The sequence below is a fragment of the Streptomyces sp. TSRI0107 genome, assembly GCF_001905845.1.
Lineage (GTDB): Bacteria > Actinomycetota > Actinomycetes > Streptomycetales > Streptomycetaceae > Streptomyces.
This window is the reverse complement of the sequence record NZ_LIVZ01000004.1, coordinates 14,231-27,380: the sequence shown is the minus strand read 5'-3', so window position 1 is coordinate 27,380 and position 13,150 is coordinate 14,231. Positions and strand designations below refer to the sequence as shown.

14 protein-coding genes are annotated in these 13,150 nt (G+C 71.8%); 6 read left to right on the top strand and 8 right to left on the bottom strand.

Translation table 11 applies throughout. The features are described from left to right. Positions 1-229 precede the first annotated feature (229 nt). Positions 230-814 carry a suppressor of fused domain protein gene (locus AMK31_RS10450; protein ID WP_073940174.1) on the top strand — a complete coding sequence of 195 codons (585 nt, stop codon included), beginning with the start codon at positions 230-232 and terminating at the stop codon, positions 812-814. A gap of 30 nt (positions 815-844) precedes the next feature. Here AMK31_RS10450 and AMK31_RS10445 read toward each other — a convergent pair whose 3' ends face one another. Continuing rightward, positions 845-2,068 (bottom strand): MFS transporter, encoded by a 1,224-nt coding sequence (locus AMK31_RS10445; RefSeq protein WP_073940173.1) that lies wholly within the window; start codon positions 2,066-2,068, stop codon positions 845-847. 179 nt (positions 2,069-2,247) lie between these two features. Between AMK31_RS10445 and AMK31_RS10440 the strand changes: the two genes are divergently transcribed. The 3 genes from AMK31_RS10440 to AMK31_RS10430 all read left to right on the top strand — a co-directional run bounded on the left by AMK31_RS10440 (position 2,248) and on the right by AMK31_RS10430 (position 4,569). Continuing rightward, on the top strand, positions 2,248-2,889 hold the full coding sequence (locus tag AMK31_RS10440; RefSeq protein ID WP_073940172.1) for a DUF6758 family protein: 642 nt from the start codon (positions 2,248-2,250) through the stop codon (positions 2,887-2,889). A gap of 137 nt (positions 2,890-3,026) precedes the next feature. Continuing rightward, complete coding sequence (locus AMK31_RS10435; RefSeq protein ID WP_073940171.1) at positions 3,027-3,887, top strand: PHP domain-containing protein; 861 nt, start codon at positions 3,027-3,029, stop codon at positions 3,885-3,887. Positions 3,888-3,963: 76 nt separating this feature from the next. Then, positions 3,964-4,569: a MarC family protein gene (locus AMK31_RS10430; RefSeq protein WP_073940170.1), complete on the top strand. Its 606-nt coding sequence runs from the start codon at positions 3,964-3,966 to the stop codon at positions 4,567-4,569. A gap of 70 nt (positions 4,570-4,639) precedes the next feature. On the opposite strand, the gene AMK31_RS39750 is transcribed toward AMK31_RS10430, so the two are convergent. Then, complete coding sequence (locus tag AMK31_RS39750; protein WP_107468578.1) at positions 4,640-4,792, bottom strand: hypothetical protein; 153 nt, start codon at positions 4,790-4,792, stop codon at positions 4,640-4,642. A 239-nt stretch (positions 4,793-5,031) separates the two neighbouring features. Here AMK31_RS39750 and AMK31_RS10425 point away from each other — a divergent pair, with 239 nt between their 5' ends. Beyond that, entirely contained in the window at positions 5,032-5,928 is an 897-nt protein-coding gene (locus AMK31_RS10425; RefSeq protein WP_073940740.1) for an NYN domain-containing protein, read from the top strand. A gap of 18 nt (positions 5,929-5,946) precedes the next feature. Here the strand turns inward: AMK31_RS10425 and AMK31_RS10420 are convergent, their stop codons facing one another. Continuing rightward, positions 5,947-6,825, bottom strand: coding sequence for an alpha/beta fold hydrolase (locus AMK31_RS10420; protein ID WP_073940169.1), 879 nt, complete (start codon positions 6,823-6,825; stop codon positions 5,947-5,949). Between the two features lie 154 nt (positions 6,826-6,979). Next, a complete protein-coding gene (locus AMK31_RS10415) occupies positions 6,980-9,673 on the bottom strand; it encodes a DEAD/DEAH box helicase (RefSeq protein WP_073940168.1) in 2,694 nt (897 codons plus the stop codon). Between the two features lie 486 nt (positions 9,674-10,159). Here AMK31_RS10415 and AMK31_RS10405 point away from each other — a divergent pair, with 486 nt between their 5' ends. Further along, positions 10,160-10,912 carry a ferritin-like fold-containing protein gene (locus AMK31_RS10405; protein ID WP_073940739.1) on the top strand — a complete coding sequence of 251 codons (753 nt, stop codon included), beginning with the start codon at positions 10,160-10,162 and terminating at the stop codon, positions 10,910-10,912. Positions 10,913-11,018: 106 nt separating this feature from the next. Here the strand turns inward: AMK31_RS10405 and AMK31_RS10400 are convergent, their stop codons facing one another. The 4 genes from AMK31_RS10400 to AMK31_RS10385 all read right to left on the bottom strand — a co-directional run bounded on the left by AMK31_RS10400 (position 11,019) and on the right by AMK31_RS10385 (position 12,972). After that, complete coding sequence (locus tag AMK31_RS10400; RefSeq protein WP_073940166.1) at positions 11,019-11,288, bottom strand: hypothetical protein; 270 nt, start codon at positions 11,286-11,288, stop codon at positions 11,019-11,021. A 216-nt stretch (positions 11,289-11,504) separates the two neighbouring features. Then, entirely contained in the window at positions 11,505-11,732 is a 228-nt protein-coding gene (locus AMK31_RS10395; protein WP_073940165.1) for a DUF3107 domain-containing protein, read from the bottom strand. A gap of 160 nt (positions 11,733-11,892) precedes the next feature. Beyond that, entirely contained in the window at positions 11,893-12,540 is a 648-nt protein-coding gene (locus AMK31_RS10390) for a TetR/AcrR family transcriptional regulator (RefSeq protein WP_073940164.1), read from the bottom strand. Between the two features lie 207 nt (positions 12,541-12,747). After that, on the bottom strand, positions 12,748-12,972 hold the full coding sequence (locus tag AMK31_RS10385) for a hypothetical protein (protein ID WP_073940163.1): 225 nt from the start codon (positions 12,970-12,972) through the stop codon (positions 12,748-12,750). Positions 12,973-13,150: the final 178 nt, after the last annotated feature.

The following is a 13,150-nucleotide window of genomic DNA, read 5'->3' as shown; positions in this document are numbered from 1 at the left end:
TGGCCGGAAGAGCGGGTGGTACTGCACGGTCGACTTCGATCCATGACAGCCCCACCTCCTCCGGTCGGTCCCTGGTGAGGGACGAGCCCAACCCCTATAAGGGTTCCCGTGGCGTCGGGACTTGACGCACACGTTGCCGCGTGCTGCCCGACCACCGGCCAAGAGTATCAGCCGACTGAAGTGTCAAGGCGCTGCTTTGCCCGGTCCTGACGAGTTCTATGCTCGCCGCATGGTTGATGTTCTTCCTCTGGTCGAGGCCCGGTTGCGCACCGCGCTCGGTGAGCCGGACGCCCGCGCGGCGGTCACCTTCCTCGGCACGGACCGCATCGAGGTGCTGCGCTTCACCGAGGGGGACATCGTTCGCTACGCGACCCTCGGCATGTCGGCCCAGCCCATGACCGATCCCACCGCCGTGGTCGCCGACCCGGTCAAGGGCCCCCGCGTCGAACTGGTGCTGTCGGTCCGCGCCGGGCTCGCCGACACCGACAAGGTGCTCCGCCCGCTGGCCGTGCTCGCCGCGTCCCCGCAGGTCGAGGGTGTGGTCGTGGCGCCGGGCGCGTCGCTGGACGTGGGTGAGCCGCTGTGGCCGGGCGCCCCGTTCACCTCGGTGCTGGTCGCCGAGCCCGGCGGCCTGGTCGAGGACCTGGAGCTGGACGCCCCGATGGACCCCGTACGGTTCCTGCCGCTGCTGCCGATGACCCCGAACGAGGCCGCCTGGAAGCGCGTGCACGGCGCGCAGGCGCTCCAGGAGCGCTGGCTGAACCAGGGGACGGACCTGCGTGATCCGCTCCGCACGTCCGTCCCGCTCGGGTGACGGATCTCACCAACCCCCGGTCCGGCCTGGTCAGTTGGCGAACGCCGACACCCCGTCCTCGCCGGCGTGCCGGGGCTGAGGCTCCTCGGCCTCGGTGACGAGGGCCTTGCGCCGTACGGCGACGACGACCGCGCCCGCCACCGCCGTGACCGCGGCGACCACGAACGGGATGTGGAGGTCGGTCCACTCCTCGATCTTCGGCGCGAGGTAGGGCGCGGCGGCCGCCGCGAACCAGCGCACGAAGTTGTAGCCGGCGCTCGCCACCGGGCGCGGGGCGTCCGAGACGCCGAGCGCCAGTTCGGTGTAGACGGTGTTGTTCACGCCGATGAAGGCGCCGGACAGGATGGTGCAGACGACGGCGGTGGTGTGGTCGCCGTAGCCGAGGACGAGTACGTCGGCGGCGAGCAGCACGAGTGAGCCGCCGAGCACCTTCAGCGAGCCGAACCGCGCCTGCATGCGCGGGGCCACGATCACCGAGAAGACGGCGAGCAGCACACCCCAGGCGAAGAACACGGCACCCGACTTGTACGGCGTCATGTCCAGCACGAACGGGGTGAAGGCCAGCACGGTGAAGAACGTGTAGTTGTAGAAGAACGCCGAGACCGCGGCCGTGGCCAGACCGCCGTGGCCGAGCGCCCGGATCGGGTCGAGCAGCGAGGTCTTGCGGGCCGGCCTGGGCTGTTCCTTCAGGAACGCCGTGATGCACAGGAAGCCGACCGCCATCAGGACCGCGGTGCCGAAGAACGGGTAGCGCCAGCTGGCGTCGCCGAGCAGGGCGCCCAGCAGCGGCCCGCAGGCCATGCCGAGGCCCAGCGCGGACTCGTACAGCAGGATCGCCGCCGCGCTGCCGCCGGCCGCCGCGCCGACGATCACCGCGAGGGCCGTCGAGACGAAGAGCGCGTTGCCGAGTCCCCAGCCCGCCCGGAAGCCGACGAGTTCGCCGACCGAGCCGGAGGTGCCGGACAGCCCGGCGAAGACCACGACCAGGGCGAGCCCGAGCAGCAGGGTCTTGCGGCCGCCGATGCGGCTGGAGACGAACCCGGTCACCAGCATCGCTATGGCGGTGATCAGGAAGTAGGAGGTGAAGAGCAGGGAGACCTGGCTGGCCGTGGCGTCGAGGCCCGCGGCGATGGACGGCAGGATCGGGTCGACGAGCCCGATGCCCATGAAGGCGACGACGGATGCGCCGGCCGTGGCCCACACGGCCTTCGGCTGCCGCAGGAGGCCATCCGCTCCCGCGTCGAAGGGGTCCATGGTCGCTCCAATCCGGACGGAGTCCGACGAGGAGATGGTTGGTGTATGCACATAGTAAGTTAGGGCGGCTAATTAATGTAACATACATCTAACTACTCCTGAGTAGACCCACAGGGGATTCCGTCCGGACGGGTGATCGTCCTTGACGTGGCGCAGCAGGGGTAGGACCGTGGGGCCCTATGAGGGGCGAACCCAGTTGCCCGAAGTGCGGTGGCCGGGTCAGGGCGCCCGGACTCTTCTCCGACTCCTGGCAGTGCGACGTGCACGGGGCGGTCTATCCGCTGCAGCCCGTGGTCCCGCCCAGCGTCGAGGCCCTTGCCGTCGCGGTGCGTCGCGCGCAGGTGCCGGTGTGGATGCCGTGGCCGTTGCCGATCGGCTGGCTCTACACGGGTGTGCTCTGCGCGGGTGACGACCGCAGCGGCGGCCGTGCCACGGCGCTGGCCTGCTCGGGGCCCAGTCCGCTCGGGGGTGTCGGTGAGCTGATCCTGGTGGCCGAGGAACTCGGCGTCGGCCTCGGCTCGCGCTACGCGGGCGTCGACGGGCCCGACCCCGGACCGTACGTGAACGTCGAGAAACCGCCGCAGGCCAAGGTGCTCGCCGCCGGCCGGCCCACCCCGCTCTGGCATGTCTCCGGCACCCCGGACGACCGTGCGGTGTTCGCCGGGGAGGCGCTGGGGCTGTGGCTGTGGGCCGTGATCTGGCCCGAGCAGACGGGCGTGATGATGTACGACGAGCTGGTGCTCACGGACCTGCGCGACGCCGGGGCGGAGATGGAGCTGGTGCCCTGCGGGGCGCTGTCGCCCCGCCTGCTCTCACCGTGACGCGGCCTGTTCTCGGCGTGACCGGCATCACCCGGCTGTAAAGGGCACTTCCGGGCTGCGGGTGTGACATGGGGGCATCGCCTCCCGCTATCCTTTGGGGTGTCCTTTCCGTCCCGTCACCGCCTGGAGTACGCGTCGTGCGCATAGACCTGCACTGCCACTCCACCGCGTCCGACGGCACGGACACCCCCGCCGAGCTGGTGCGCAACGCCGCCGCCGCGGGGCTGGACGTGGTCGCGCTGACCGACCACGACACGACCCGGGGGTACGCCGAGGCGATCGCCGCGCTGCCCGACGGGCTGACCCTCGTCACCGGCGCCGAGCTGTCCTGCCGGATCGACGGCATCAGCATGCACATGCTGGCCTACCTCTTCGACCCGGAGGAGCCCGACCTGCTCGCCGAGCGGGAGCTGGTGCGCGACGACCGGGTGCCGCGGGCCAAGGGCATGATCGGCAAGCTGAACCAGCTGGGTGTGCCGGTCACCTGGGAGCAGGTCGCCCGGATCGCCGGGGACGGCTCCGTGGGCCGCCCGCACGTCGCCACCGCGCTGGTCGAGCTGGGCGTCGTACCGACCGTGGGCGACGCGTTCACCCAGGACTGGCTGGCCGACGGCGGCCGGGCCTTCGTCGAGAAGCACGAGACCGACCCCTTCGAGGCCATCCGCCTGGTCAAGGCCGCGGGCGGGGTCACCGTGTTCGCGCACCCCGGCGCCGCCAAGCGCGGCCGTACGGTGCCCGAGTCCGCGATCGCCGAGATGGCCGCCGCGGGCCTGGACGGCATCGAGGTCGACCACATGGACCACGACCCGGACACCCGGGCGCGGCTGCGCGGCCTCGCCAAGGAGCTGGGCCTGCTGGTGACCGGCTCCAGCGACTACCACGGCAGCCGGAAGACCTGTGTGCTCGGCGAGTACACGACCGACCCCGAGGTGTACGGGGAGATCACCCGGCGGGCGACCGGGGCGTTCCCGGTGCCGGGCACCGGCGGAGCCGTCTGAGGGCGCATCGCGCCGCCCGCTCCTCACGCACGCCCACTTCCTCGTTTCAGCTCAGCGCAAGGCCTGTAGTTCCCGCATGTTCGACATCGCCGTCTTCGGCTCCCTGTTCCTGACCCTTTTTGTCATCATGGATCCCCCTGGGATCACCCCGATCTTCCTCGCCCTGACCGCCGGCCGGCCCGCCAAGGTGCAGAAGCGGATGGCCTTCCAGGCCGTCTGCGTGGCCGGCGGAGTCATCGCCGTCTTCGGTCTCCTCGGCCACCAGATCCTCAACTACCTGCACGTGTCCGTGCCGGCGCTGATGATCGCCGGCGGTCTGCTGCTCCTGCTGATCGCGCTCGACCTGCTCACCGGCAAGACCGACGAGCCCAAGCAGACCAAGGACGTCAACGTCGCCCTCGTACCGCTGGGCATGCCGCTGCTCGCCGGTCCCGGCGCGATCGTCTCCGTCATCCTCGCCGTGCAGAAGGCCGACAGCGTCGGCACCCAGGTGTCGGTGTGGTCGGCGATCCTCGCCATCCACGTGGTGCTGTGGCTGGTGATGCGGTACTCGCTGCTGATCATCCGCGTCATCAAGGACGGCGGTGTCGTCCTGGTGACCCGGCTCGCGGGCATGATGCTGTCCGCGATCGCCGTGCAGCAGATCATCAACGGCGTGACCCAGGTGATCAAGGGCGGCTGAGCGGCACGCGCACACAACAGAGCCCCGTACGGCAGTGGTGCCGTACGGGGCTCTCAAGCATGTGCGTCAGTTACGAGGCCGGGGTCTCGGCCGGGCGGATCCACAGGCGCTGGCCGATCGCGGCAGCCTGCTGAACGATCCGGTTGACGGAGGCGGCGTCCACGACGGTGGTGTCCACGGGCGTGCCGTCGATGTCGTCGAGTCGCAGAATCTCGAAGCGCATGGTGGCTTCTCCCTTCGTCTGGTCATCCTCCCTCAGGAGAACTACTGGTGGATGGCCCATGAGGCGACAGTGCCCCCTGTTCCATACCTATGCAACGCGGTGTCTGTTACAAACATTCCCTACGCTAAAGAAATTTTTCGAACAACTAATTACTGACGCGTAAGCAGTTGCTCGCGGATCATCCAGGACCGATCGGGACCGGTTGTGTTCGCAGCGTGACGAGCAGGACAATGGGTGTGATGAACGACGACCTCGCGGCCCTGTCCGCCCGCCTCGACCGCACGAACGAGCTGCTCCAGCGCATGCTCGCCGAGGTGGCGAAGACGCCCTCCACCCATGCGATCTTCGTCGACGCCGGGTACCTCTACGCCGCCGCGGGCCGACTCGTCGCCGGAACCGAGGACCGGCGCGCCTTCGACCTGGACGCCGAAGGACTCATCGACGCCCTGATCGACAGGGCCCGCACGATCTTCGCCGACAGCCGGCTGCTCCGCGTCTACTGGTACGACGGCGCCCGCCGCCGCATCCACACCGCCGAGCAGCAGACCATCGCCGAACTGCCCGACGTGAAGGTCCGGCTCGGCAACCTCAACGCCAACAACCAGCAGAAGGGCGTCGATTCCCTGATCCGGACCGACCTCGAATCCCTCGCCCGGCACCGCGCGATCAGCGACGCGGCCCTGCTCGGCGGCGACGAGGACCTGGTGTCGGCCGTCGAGGCGGCACAGGGGTACGGAGCCCGGGTGCATCTGTGGGGCATCGAGGCACCCGAGGGCCGCAACCAGGCCGAGCCGCTGCTCTGGGAGGTCGACAGCCAGCGCACCCTCGACCTGGAGTTCTTCAAGCCGTACGTCTCCCGCCGTACCGCCCCCGCCTACGAGACCACCGCCGCCACCCGCCCCACCAGGGAGGACGTCCGGTTCGTCGGCGCCCAGATCGCCGCGAAGTGGCTGGCCGCGCGAGGCCGCGAAGCCCTGGTCGAGCTGCTGCCCGGCCACCCCTACCTGCCCGGCTCGGTCGACCAGGACCTGCTCGTGGAGGCCGAGGGAATCCTCCAGTACTCCCTGCGCGGCCAGGCCGACCTGCGGCGGGCCCTGCGGGACGGGTTCTGGGAACACGTGCAGACGCAGTACTGACAGACGCAGTACTGACCGCTAAGCCGCGCGGTGCCGGTCCCAGAAATCGGCCACCGCGCGGGCCGTCGGCAGCGGACGGTCCAGGTTGGGGGAGTGCTCGGCGCCCGTCACGACCGTGCGGTGCGCGTCCAGACGCCGGGCCATGTCGTCCAGCAGCGGCACCGGCCAGGTCCCGTCCCTGGTACCGGACAGCACATGGCACGGCAGCCGTACGGCGGCCAGCTCGCCGACCCGGTCCGGCTCGGTGCACAACTGGTGTCCCGTCGCCATGAGCTGCGCGGGCGAATGCCCCAGCCAGCGGCGGCGCAACTGCTCCGGGCCGCCCAGCCCGCGAGCCGGTCCGCCCACGTCCTCCGGCGCGCCCATCGCCAGGATCGCCTCCCACACCTCGGCCATCGACGTCACGGCCAGCGCGTCCCGCAGCTGCCGCACACGCTGCCGCTGGGCCACCGAGATCTCGGCCGGGCCCGAGGCGACGAGGGTGAGCGAGGCGAAGGCGGACCGGTCGAGGAGAACGGCCGCGCGGGCGATCTGCCCGCCGAGGGAATGACCGAGGAGATGCACGGGAGCGCCCCCCGCGAGAGCGTCCGCCTGCGCCAGCACGTCCCGCGCCAACTCGCCCTGCGCGTATACCGATTCGTCGTCCACCGGCCCCTTCGACTCGAACTGGCCGCGCCCGTCCACGGCGATCGTCCGGTACCCGCGCACGGCCAGCGGCTCGTGCATCAGATGGAAGTCCTCCTTGCTCCCGGTGAACCCGGGCAGCAGCAGAGCGACCCCCCGCTGCTCGACACCGGAGGCCACGGGCACGTCCACGACGGCGAAGTCGCCGCGGGCGGTACGGAGGGGGTAGGCGCGGGCGCCCGGGGGAGGGGCGAGGGTGGTGGGGGTGGTCACGGGGGGAGGGTAGCGGGGCGGGGTGTACGGGCGGGGGCGTCCGCGGGACTTTCCAGCCGTTCCGGCTGCACTGGCTGGCTGTACTGGCTGTTTTGCCCCGGGAACGCCGACGGCCCGGCCCACACGGGGTGGGCCGGGCCGTCGTACGGCGTGATCAGCTCTCCGCGGGCTCCGCGGCAACCGTGGCCTTGCGGGCACGGCGGACCTTCGGCGCCGCCTCGGTGCCCTCGGCCGTGGCCGCGGCCTTGCGGGTGCGGCGCGGCTTGGGCTCCGGCTCCTGCGCGGCCTGCGCCGGGATCTCGGCGACCTCGGTGACCGTGCGTGCCGCGCTCGCCGCGGTCTTACGGGTGCGGCGGGTCTTCGGCTTCGCCTCGGCTTCCGGAGCGTCCGGGGTCTCCGCGGTGGCGGGGGCCTCGGCGGGCTCGGCGGCCTTGCGGGTACGACGGACCTTCGGCTTGGCCTCGGCGCCCTCGGCCGTGTCGACCGCGGCGGCTGCCGTGGTCTTGCGGGTGCGCTTGGGCTTGGTCTCCGGGGCCTCCGTCGCGGTGGGGGCTTCGGCCGGCTCGGCGGTCTTCCGCGTGCGGCGGGTCTTCGGCTTCGCCTCGGCGCCCTCCGCCGTGTCGACCGCTGCCTCGGCCGTGGCCGCCGCCTTACGGGTGCGGCGCGGCTTGGCCTCCGGCTCCTGCGCGGCCTGGGCCGGGATCTCGGCGGCGGGCGCCTCGACCGGCTCGGCGGCCTTGCGGGTACGGCGGGTCTTCGGCTTGGCCTCGGCGCCTTCTGCCGTGTCGACCGCGGCGGTTGCCGTGGTTTTGCGGGTGCGCTTGGGCTTCGCCTCGGCTTCCGGAGCGTCCGGGGTCTCCGCGGCGGCAGGGGCTTCGGTCGGCTCGGCGGTCTTCCGCGTGCGGCGGGTCTTCGGCTTCGCCTCGGCGCCCTCCGCCGTGTCGACCGCGGCGGCTGCCGTGGCCTTGCGGGTGCGCTTGGGCTTCGCCTCGGCTTCCGGAGCGTCCGGGGTCTCCGCGGCGGCAGGGGCCTCGGTCGGCTCGGCGGTCTTCCGCGTGCGGCGGGTCTTCGGCTTCGCCTCGGCGCCCTCCGCCGTGTCGACCGCTGCCTCGGCCGGGGCCGCCGCCTTGCGGGTGCGGCGCGGCTTGGGCTCCTCCGTGGCCTCGGCGACGGGGGCCGCCTGCGGCTCCGGTGCCGACTCGGTGGCCGTCGGCTCCACGGCCGTGACGGCGTCGGCGGACCGGCGGGTGCGGCGGCGGCGCGGCTTCGCCGGGGCCTCGGGGGCCTCCGGGGCGTCGAGCTCGACCGTGGCCGGGCCCTCCGCCGTGGCCACGGAGGTCTCCGCGGTCGTCGTCGCCTCGACCGGCGCGGCCGCGACAGCCTGCTCCGCCACGGCGCCACCGCGAGTGCGGCGACGGCGGCGCGGGGTGCGCGGCGCGGTGACCGACTCGGCGGAGTCGGAACCGGCCGCCGGGGCCTCCGGCGCGGTCGTCGCGGACGGCGCCTGGGCGGCGGCCGGGTCGACGGGGGACCCGTTGCGCGTACGACGGCGGCGGCGCGGCGTACGGGCCGTACGCTCGCGGTCGGCCGTACGGGACTCGTCGCGGTCGTCCCGGCGGCCGCCCCGGCCACCGCGTCCGCGGCTCGCACGGCCGCCCGGCTCGCCCAGGTCCTCCAGCTCCTCCGCGTCCAGCCCGGCGCGGGTGCGCTCCGAGCGCGGCAGGACACCCTTGGTGCCGGCCGGGATGCCGAGGTCCTCGAAGAGGTGCGGGGAGGTGGAGTAGGTCTCCACCGGGTCGTTGAAGTCCAGCTCCAGCGCCTTGTTGATCAGCTGCCAGCGCGGGATGTCGTCCCAGTCGACGAACGTGATCGCCGTACCCTTGGCGCCCGCGCGGCCGGTGCGGCCGACGCGGTGCAGGTACGTCTTCTCGTCCTCGGGCGACTGGTAGTTGATGACGTGGGTGACGCCCTCGACGTCGATGCCGCGCGCGGCGACGTCGGTGCAGACGAGCACGTCCACCTTGCCGTTGCGGAAGGCGCGCAGCGCCTGCTCGCGGGCGCCCTGGCCGAGGTCGCCGTGGACCGCGCCGGCCGCGAAGCCGCGGCGCTGGAGCTGCTCGGCGATGTCGGCGGCGGTGCGCTTGGTCCGGCAGAAGATCATCGCCAGACCGCGGCCGTCGGCCTGCAGGATGCGGGCGATCATCTCCGGCTTGTCGAGGGAGTGCCCGCGGTAGACGAACTGCTTGATGTTCGCGACCGTGGCGCCCTCGTCGTCCGGCGTCGTGGCACGGATGTGCGTGGGCCGGTTCATGTACCGGCGGGCCAGGCCGATGACCGCGCCCGGCATGGTCGCCGAGAACAGCATGGTCTGGCGCTTGGCCGGGAGCATGTCGATGATCTTCTCGACGTCGGGCAGGAAGCCCAGGTCGAGCATCTCGTCGGCCTCGTCGAGGACGAGGGCCTTGACGTGGCTCAGGTCCAGCTTCTTCTGGCCCGCCAGGTCGAGCAGCCGGCCGGGGGTGCCGACGACCACGTCGACGCCCTTCTTCAGGGCCTCGACCTGGGGCTCGTAGGCCCGGCCGCCGTAGATCGCGGTGACGCGCACGTTGCGCACCTTGCCCGCGGTCAGCAGGTCGTTGGTGACCTGTGTGCACAGTTCGCGGGTGGGGACGACCACGAGCGCCTGCGGGGCGTCGGTGAGGGCCTCGGGCTTCGCGCGGCCCGCCTCCACGTCGGCGGGGACGGTGACACGCTCGAGGAGCGGGAGGCCGAAGCCCAGCGTCTTGCCGGTGCCGGTCTTGGCCTGGCCGATGACATCCGTGCCGGCGAGGGCGACGGGGAGGGTCATCTCCTGGATGGGGAACGGGGTGACGATGCCGACGGCTTCCAGGGCCTCGGCGGTCTCGGGAAGGATCCCGAGCTCTCGGAACGTCGTAGTCAGGGTGCTGCCTCTTCTGTGTGGGCGGCGCGAGGCGAGCGCGGGGGTCGTGACAGACCGTGCCGGGGACGTCGGCTGCCTACGGGCGGGCCGTGGGGCACGGGACCGCGCCGACGCTCTAGCGCTCGAACCGCTGAGGGGTCCCTCCGATCGTCGTACGCACAGTGCCGTACGGTCAGGGAGGGCTGTCGGGTCGGAGCCGATCGGGCCACCGACCGGGCATCCTCATACGTGCGGCCTGTCGAGACACGTCGATATCAGCCGACGTATCAGCAGGCGCATTACCACCATACCCCGGATTCGCGCACATGCGATGGCCGATTCGGTCACGTAGTCGTCGTCACACTGGATGAGCAGTGACTTCCCCGGAGCGGCGAGCGGGCTATTGTGCGCTTCATGACCAGCTCTGACAAGCCTGCCAACGCCGCCGACACCTCCGAGAGCGCCGCACCCACCGGCGTCGCCGCCCAGGACTGGGCGACGGCCTCCGCCGATCCGCAGTACCGGGCCGCGGTCGTGGACCTGCTGGGCGCCCTGGCGTACGGCGAGCTCGCGGCGTTCGAACGGCTCGCGGAGGACGCGAAGCTGGCGCCGACCCTGGAGGACAAGGCGGAGCTGGCGAAGATGGCGTCGGCCGAGTTCCACCACTTCGAGCGGCTGCGCGACCGGCTCACCGGGATCGGCGAGGAGCCCACCGCGGCCATGGAGCCGTTCGTCGCCGCGCTGGACGGCTTCCACAAGCAGACCGCGCCCTCGGACTGGCTGGAGGGCCTGGTCAAGGCCTACGTCGGCGACTCGATCGCCAGCGACTTCTACCGCGAGGTCGCGGCCCGGCTGGATTCGGACACCCGCGAGCTGGTGCTGGCCGTGCTCGACGACACCGGGCACGCCGGGTTCGCGGTGGAGAAGGTGCGCGCGGCGATCGACGCGGACCCGCGCGTGGGCGGGCGGCTCGCGCTGTGGGCGCGGCGGCTGATGGGCGAGGCGCTGTCGCAGTCGCAGCGGGTGGTCGCGGAGCGCGACGCGCTGTCGACGATGCTCGTCGGCGGCGTCGCGGACGGGTTCGACCTGGCCGAGGTCGGCCGGATGTTCTCGCGGATCACCGAGGCGCACACCAAGCGGATGGCGGCGCTGGGGCTGGCCGCCTGAGCGTCAGCGGCGGCGGGCTCCATTGGGGTCTATTGGGGCTCGTCCCGGTCCTGGCGCCGCCGTCGGCGGCTGAGGCTCCTTCGTCGTGGCCGGACCCGGCGGCGGCTCAGGCCGTCGCCGAGTGCCGGCGGAGTCTTCCCGCCGGGCGGAGCAGCAGCGAGAGCGAGGCGACCGAGACGACGACCGCGCCGAGCAGCACCAGCAGGAAGCCGGCGGCGTCCACCGCGGTGCGGATGAGGAAGGCGCCGAAGAGGCCTCCTGCGACACCGGTCGACAGCACCAGGGGGCGGGCAGGCAGGCGGTGCGGCAGCCGGACCGCGTACGTCCACGCCAGGACGAGGCCGAGGAGCGCGGAGCTGAAGGCTTCCAAGAGCATGTAGGGGTCCTCCCACGTCGCCGTCCTGCCCTAACGGTCACAGCCCGTCATACCCCTGACCTGCGGAATGCAATCCTCCCGTGTGAAGGACTTGTGCGGTTTCCGTGCTTCGGGCGGCTGGTGCCGCGAGCGGCCCGCGCCCGCTGCCGCCGGGCATGCGTGAGGGCCCGCCGGGTGCGACACCCGACGGGCCCTCAGTTCTCGCTCGTGCGCCGCCTACAGCGCGCCGAAGCCCACCTTGCGCGGCGCCGGCTCGCCCAGCTCCACATAGGCGAGGCGGTCGGCCGGGACCAGTACCTTGCGGCCGTGCTCGTCCACGAGGCTCAGCAGCTGCGACTTGCCGGCCAGTGCCTCGGCCACCACGCGCTCGACCTCCTCGGCACTCTGACCGCTCTCCAGAACGATCTCGCGGGGCGCGTGCTGCACGCCGATCTTGACCTCCACGGCTATGTCCCTCCGAACGGTCAGTGTTGCGCGGGCGTCCGCGCCGTACCCAGCACACATTAGCCCGGTGAGGGGACGCGCACGCTCCGCGCGAGAACGCCGGTAGCGAACAGCGGACGGGAACAAAAACGCGCACCCGCCCGCGCACCGGTCCGCCGTGTCAGTGCTGCGGCTGCTCCGTGCCGTGCAGCGGGAAGCCCGCGATGCCCCGCCAGGCCAGTGAGGTCAGCAGCTGCACCGCCTGGTCGCGCGGGACGCTGCGGTCGCTGTGCAGCCAGGAGCGGGCCACCACCTGGGCGAGGCCGCCGAGGCCGGAGGCGAGCAGCATCGACTCCGCCCGGGAGAGACCGGTGTCCTCCGCGATGACGTCGCAGATCGCCTCCGCGCAGTCGTTGGTGACCTTGTCGACGCGCTCGCGCACGGCGGGCTCGTTCGTCAGGTCCGACTCGAAGACCAGGCGGAAGGCACCGCCGTCGTCCTCGACGTACGCGAAGTACGCGTCCATCGTCGCCCGTACGCGCTGCTTGTTGTCGGTGGTCGACGCCAGAGCGCTGCGCACGGACTGGATCAGGGACTCGCAGTGCTGGTCCAGCAGTGCGAGATAGAGGTCGAGCTTGCCCGGGAAGTGCTGGTAGAGCACCGGCTTGCTGACGCCGGCGCGTTCGGCGATGTCGTCCATCGCGGCCGCGTGGTAGCCCTGTGCCACGAAGACTTCCTGAGCGGCGCCCAGCAGCTGGTTCCGTCGGGCACGGCGCGGCAGGCGCGTACCCCGCGGGCGTGCCGCCTCTGTCTGCTCGATGGCTGTCACGCCGCCTCCCAAAATCGTCCACATGCGGTGTGCGCCGCGCCGCCATCGTACTTTTCGGTAACCGTGTCGTGCGCGGTGCGAGCGCAGAATTTCACGTACCGGACGGTGGCGATAGCCGCGCAAAAGGTTTCGATGAGATGCAGACCGGGCAAAAAATGTCCCCGTTCCTGGTCAGCGGTGCTCGCGTTGCTCCGGCGCGGAGCCGGATCACCGGTAGTCGTCCTCGTCGAGCCGGACCACGCGGGTCTGCTCGACGAGATCCGCCTCGTTGGCGCGGTCGGGGTCGAGGCCGGTCAGCGGGTCGTCGCGGTCCGGCTTGACGTCCGTGTGCTGCTCCGCCGCGTCGCCCTCGGGGGCCTCGACGTCGAACTCCCGGGCTTCCTCGCCGTCACCGTTCTCGAACGTCTCGGGGTCTGTGGGATCTACGGCCATGGTGGGCTCCCTTCCTACGAACGTCCCTGAGATGAGCAGGGGCCACACGCGGGTGCCCTCTGTACGAGCCTAGGAGACACCCGATCCGGACGCTATGCGATCCGCGTCCGGATCGTCACTCGGTGCGCATCGGCCGTCCCACTGCCGGAACGGCGCCGCTCTCTCGGAGTATTATCTG

Coding starts and splice junctions, on each gene's coding strand:
- AMK31_RS10425 (WP_073940740.1), top strand. CDS start 5,032: ATGAACGACGACCTCGCGGCCCTGTCCGCCCGCCTCGACCGCACGAAC.
- AMK31_RS10385 (WP_073940163.1), bottom strand. CDS start 12,972: ATGGCCGTAGATCCCACAGACCCCGAGACGTTCGAGAACGGTGACGGC.
- AMK31_RS10430 (WP_073940170.1), top strand. CDS start 3,964: ATGTTCGACATCGCCGTCTTCGGCTCCCTGTTCCTGACCCTTTTTGTC.
- AMK31_RS10405 (WP_073940739.1), top strand. CDS start 10,160: ATGACCAGCTCTGACAAGCCTGCCAACGCCGCCGACACCTCCGAGAGC.
- AMK31_RS10440 (WP_073940172.1), top strand. CDS start 2,248: ATGAGGGGCGAACCCAGTTGCCCGAAGTGCGGTGGCCGGGTCAGGGCG.
- AMK31_RS10415 (WP_073940168.1), bottom strand. CDS start 9,673: ATGACCCTCCCCGTCGCCCTCGCCGGCACGGATGTCATCGGCCAGGCC.
- AMK31_RS10445 (WP_073940173.1), bottom strand. CDS start 2,068: ATGGACCCCTTCGACGCGGGAGCGGATGGCCTCCTGCGGCAGCCGAAG.
- AMK31_RS10400 (WP_073940166.1), bottom strand. CDS start 11,288: ATGCTCTTGGAAGCCTTCAGCTCCGCGCTCCTCGGCCTCGTCCTGGCG.
- AMK31_RS10450 (WP_073940174.1), top strand. CDS start 230: ATGGTTGATGTTCTTCCTCTGGTCGAGGCCCGGTTGCGCACCGCGCTC.
- AMK31_RS39750 (WP_107468578.1), bottom strand. CDS start 4,792: ATGCGCTTCGAGATTCTGCGACTCGACGACATCGACGGCACGCCCGTG.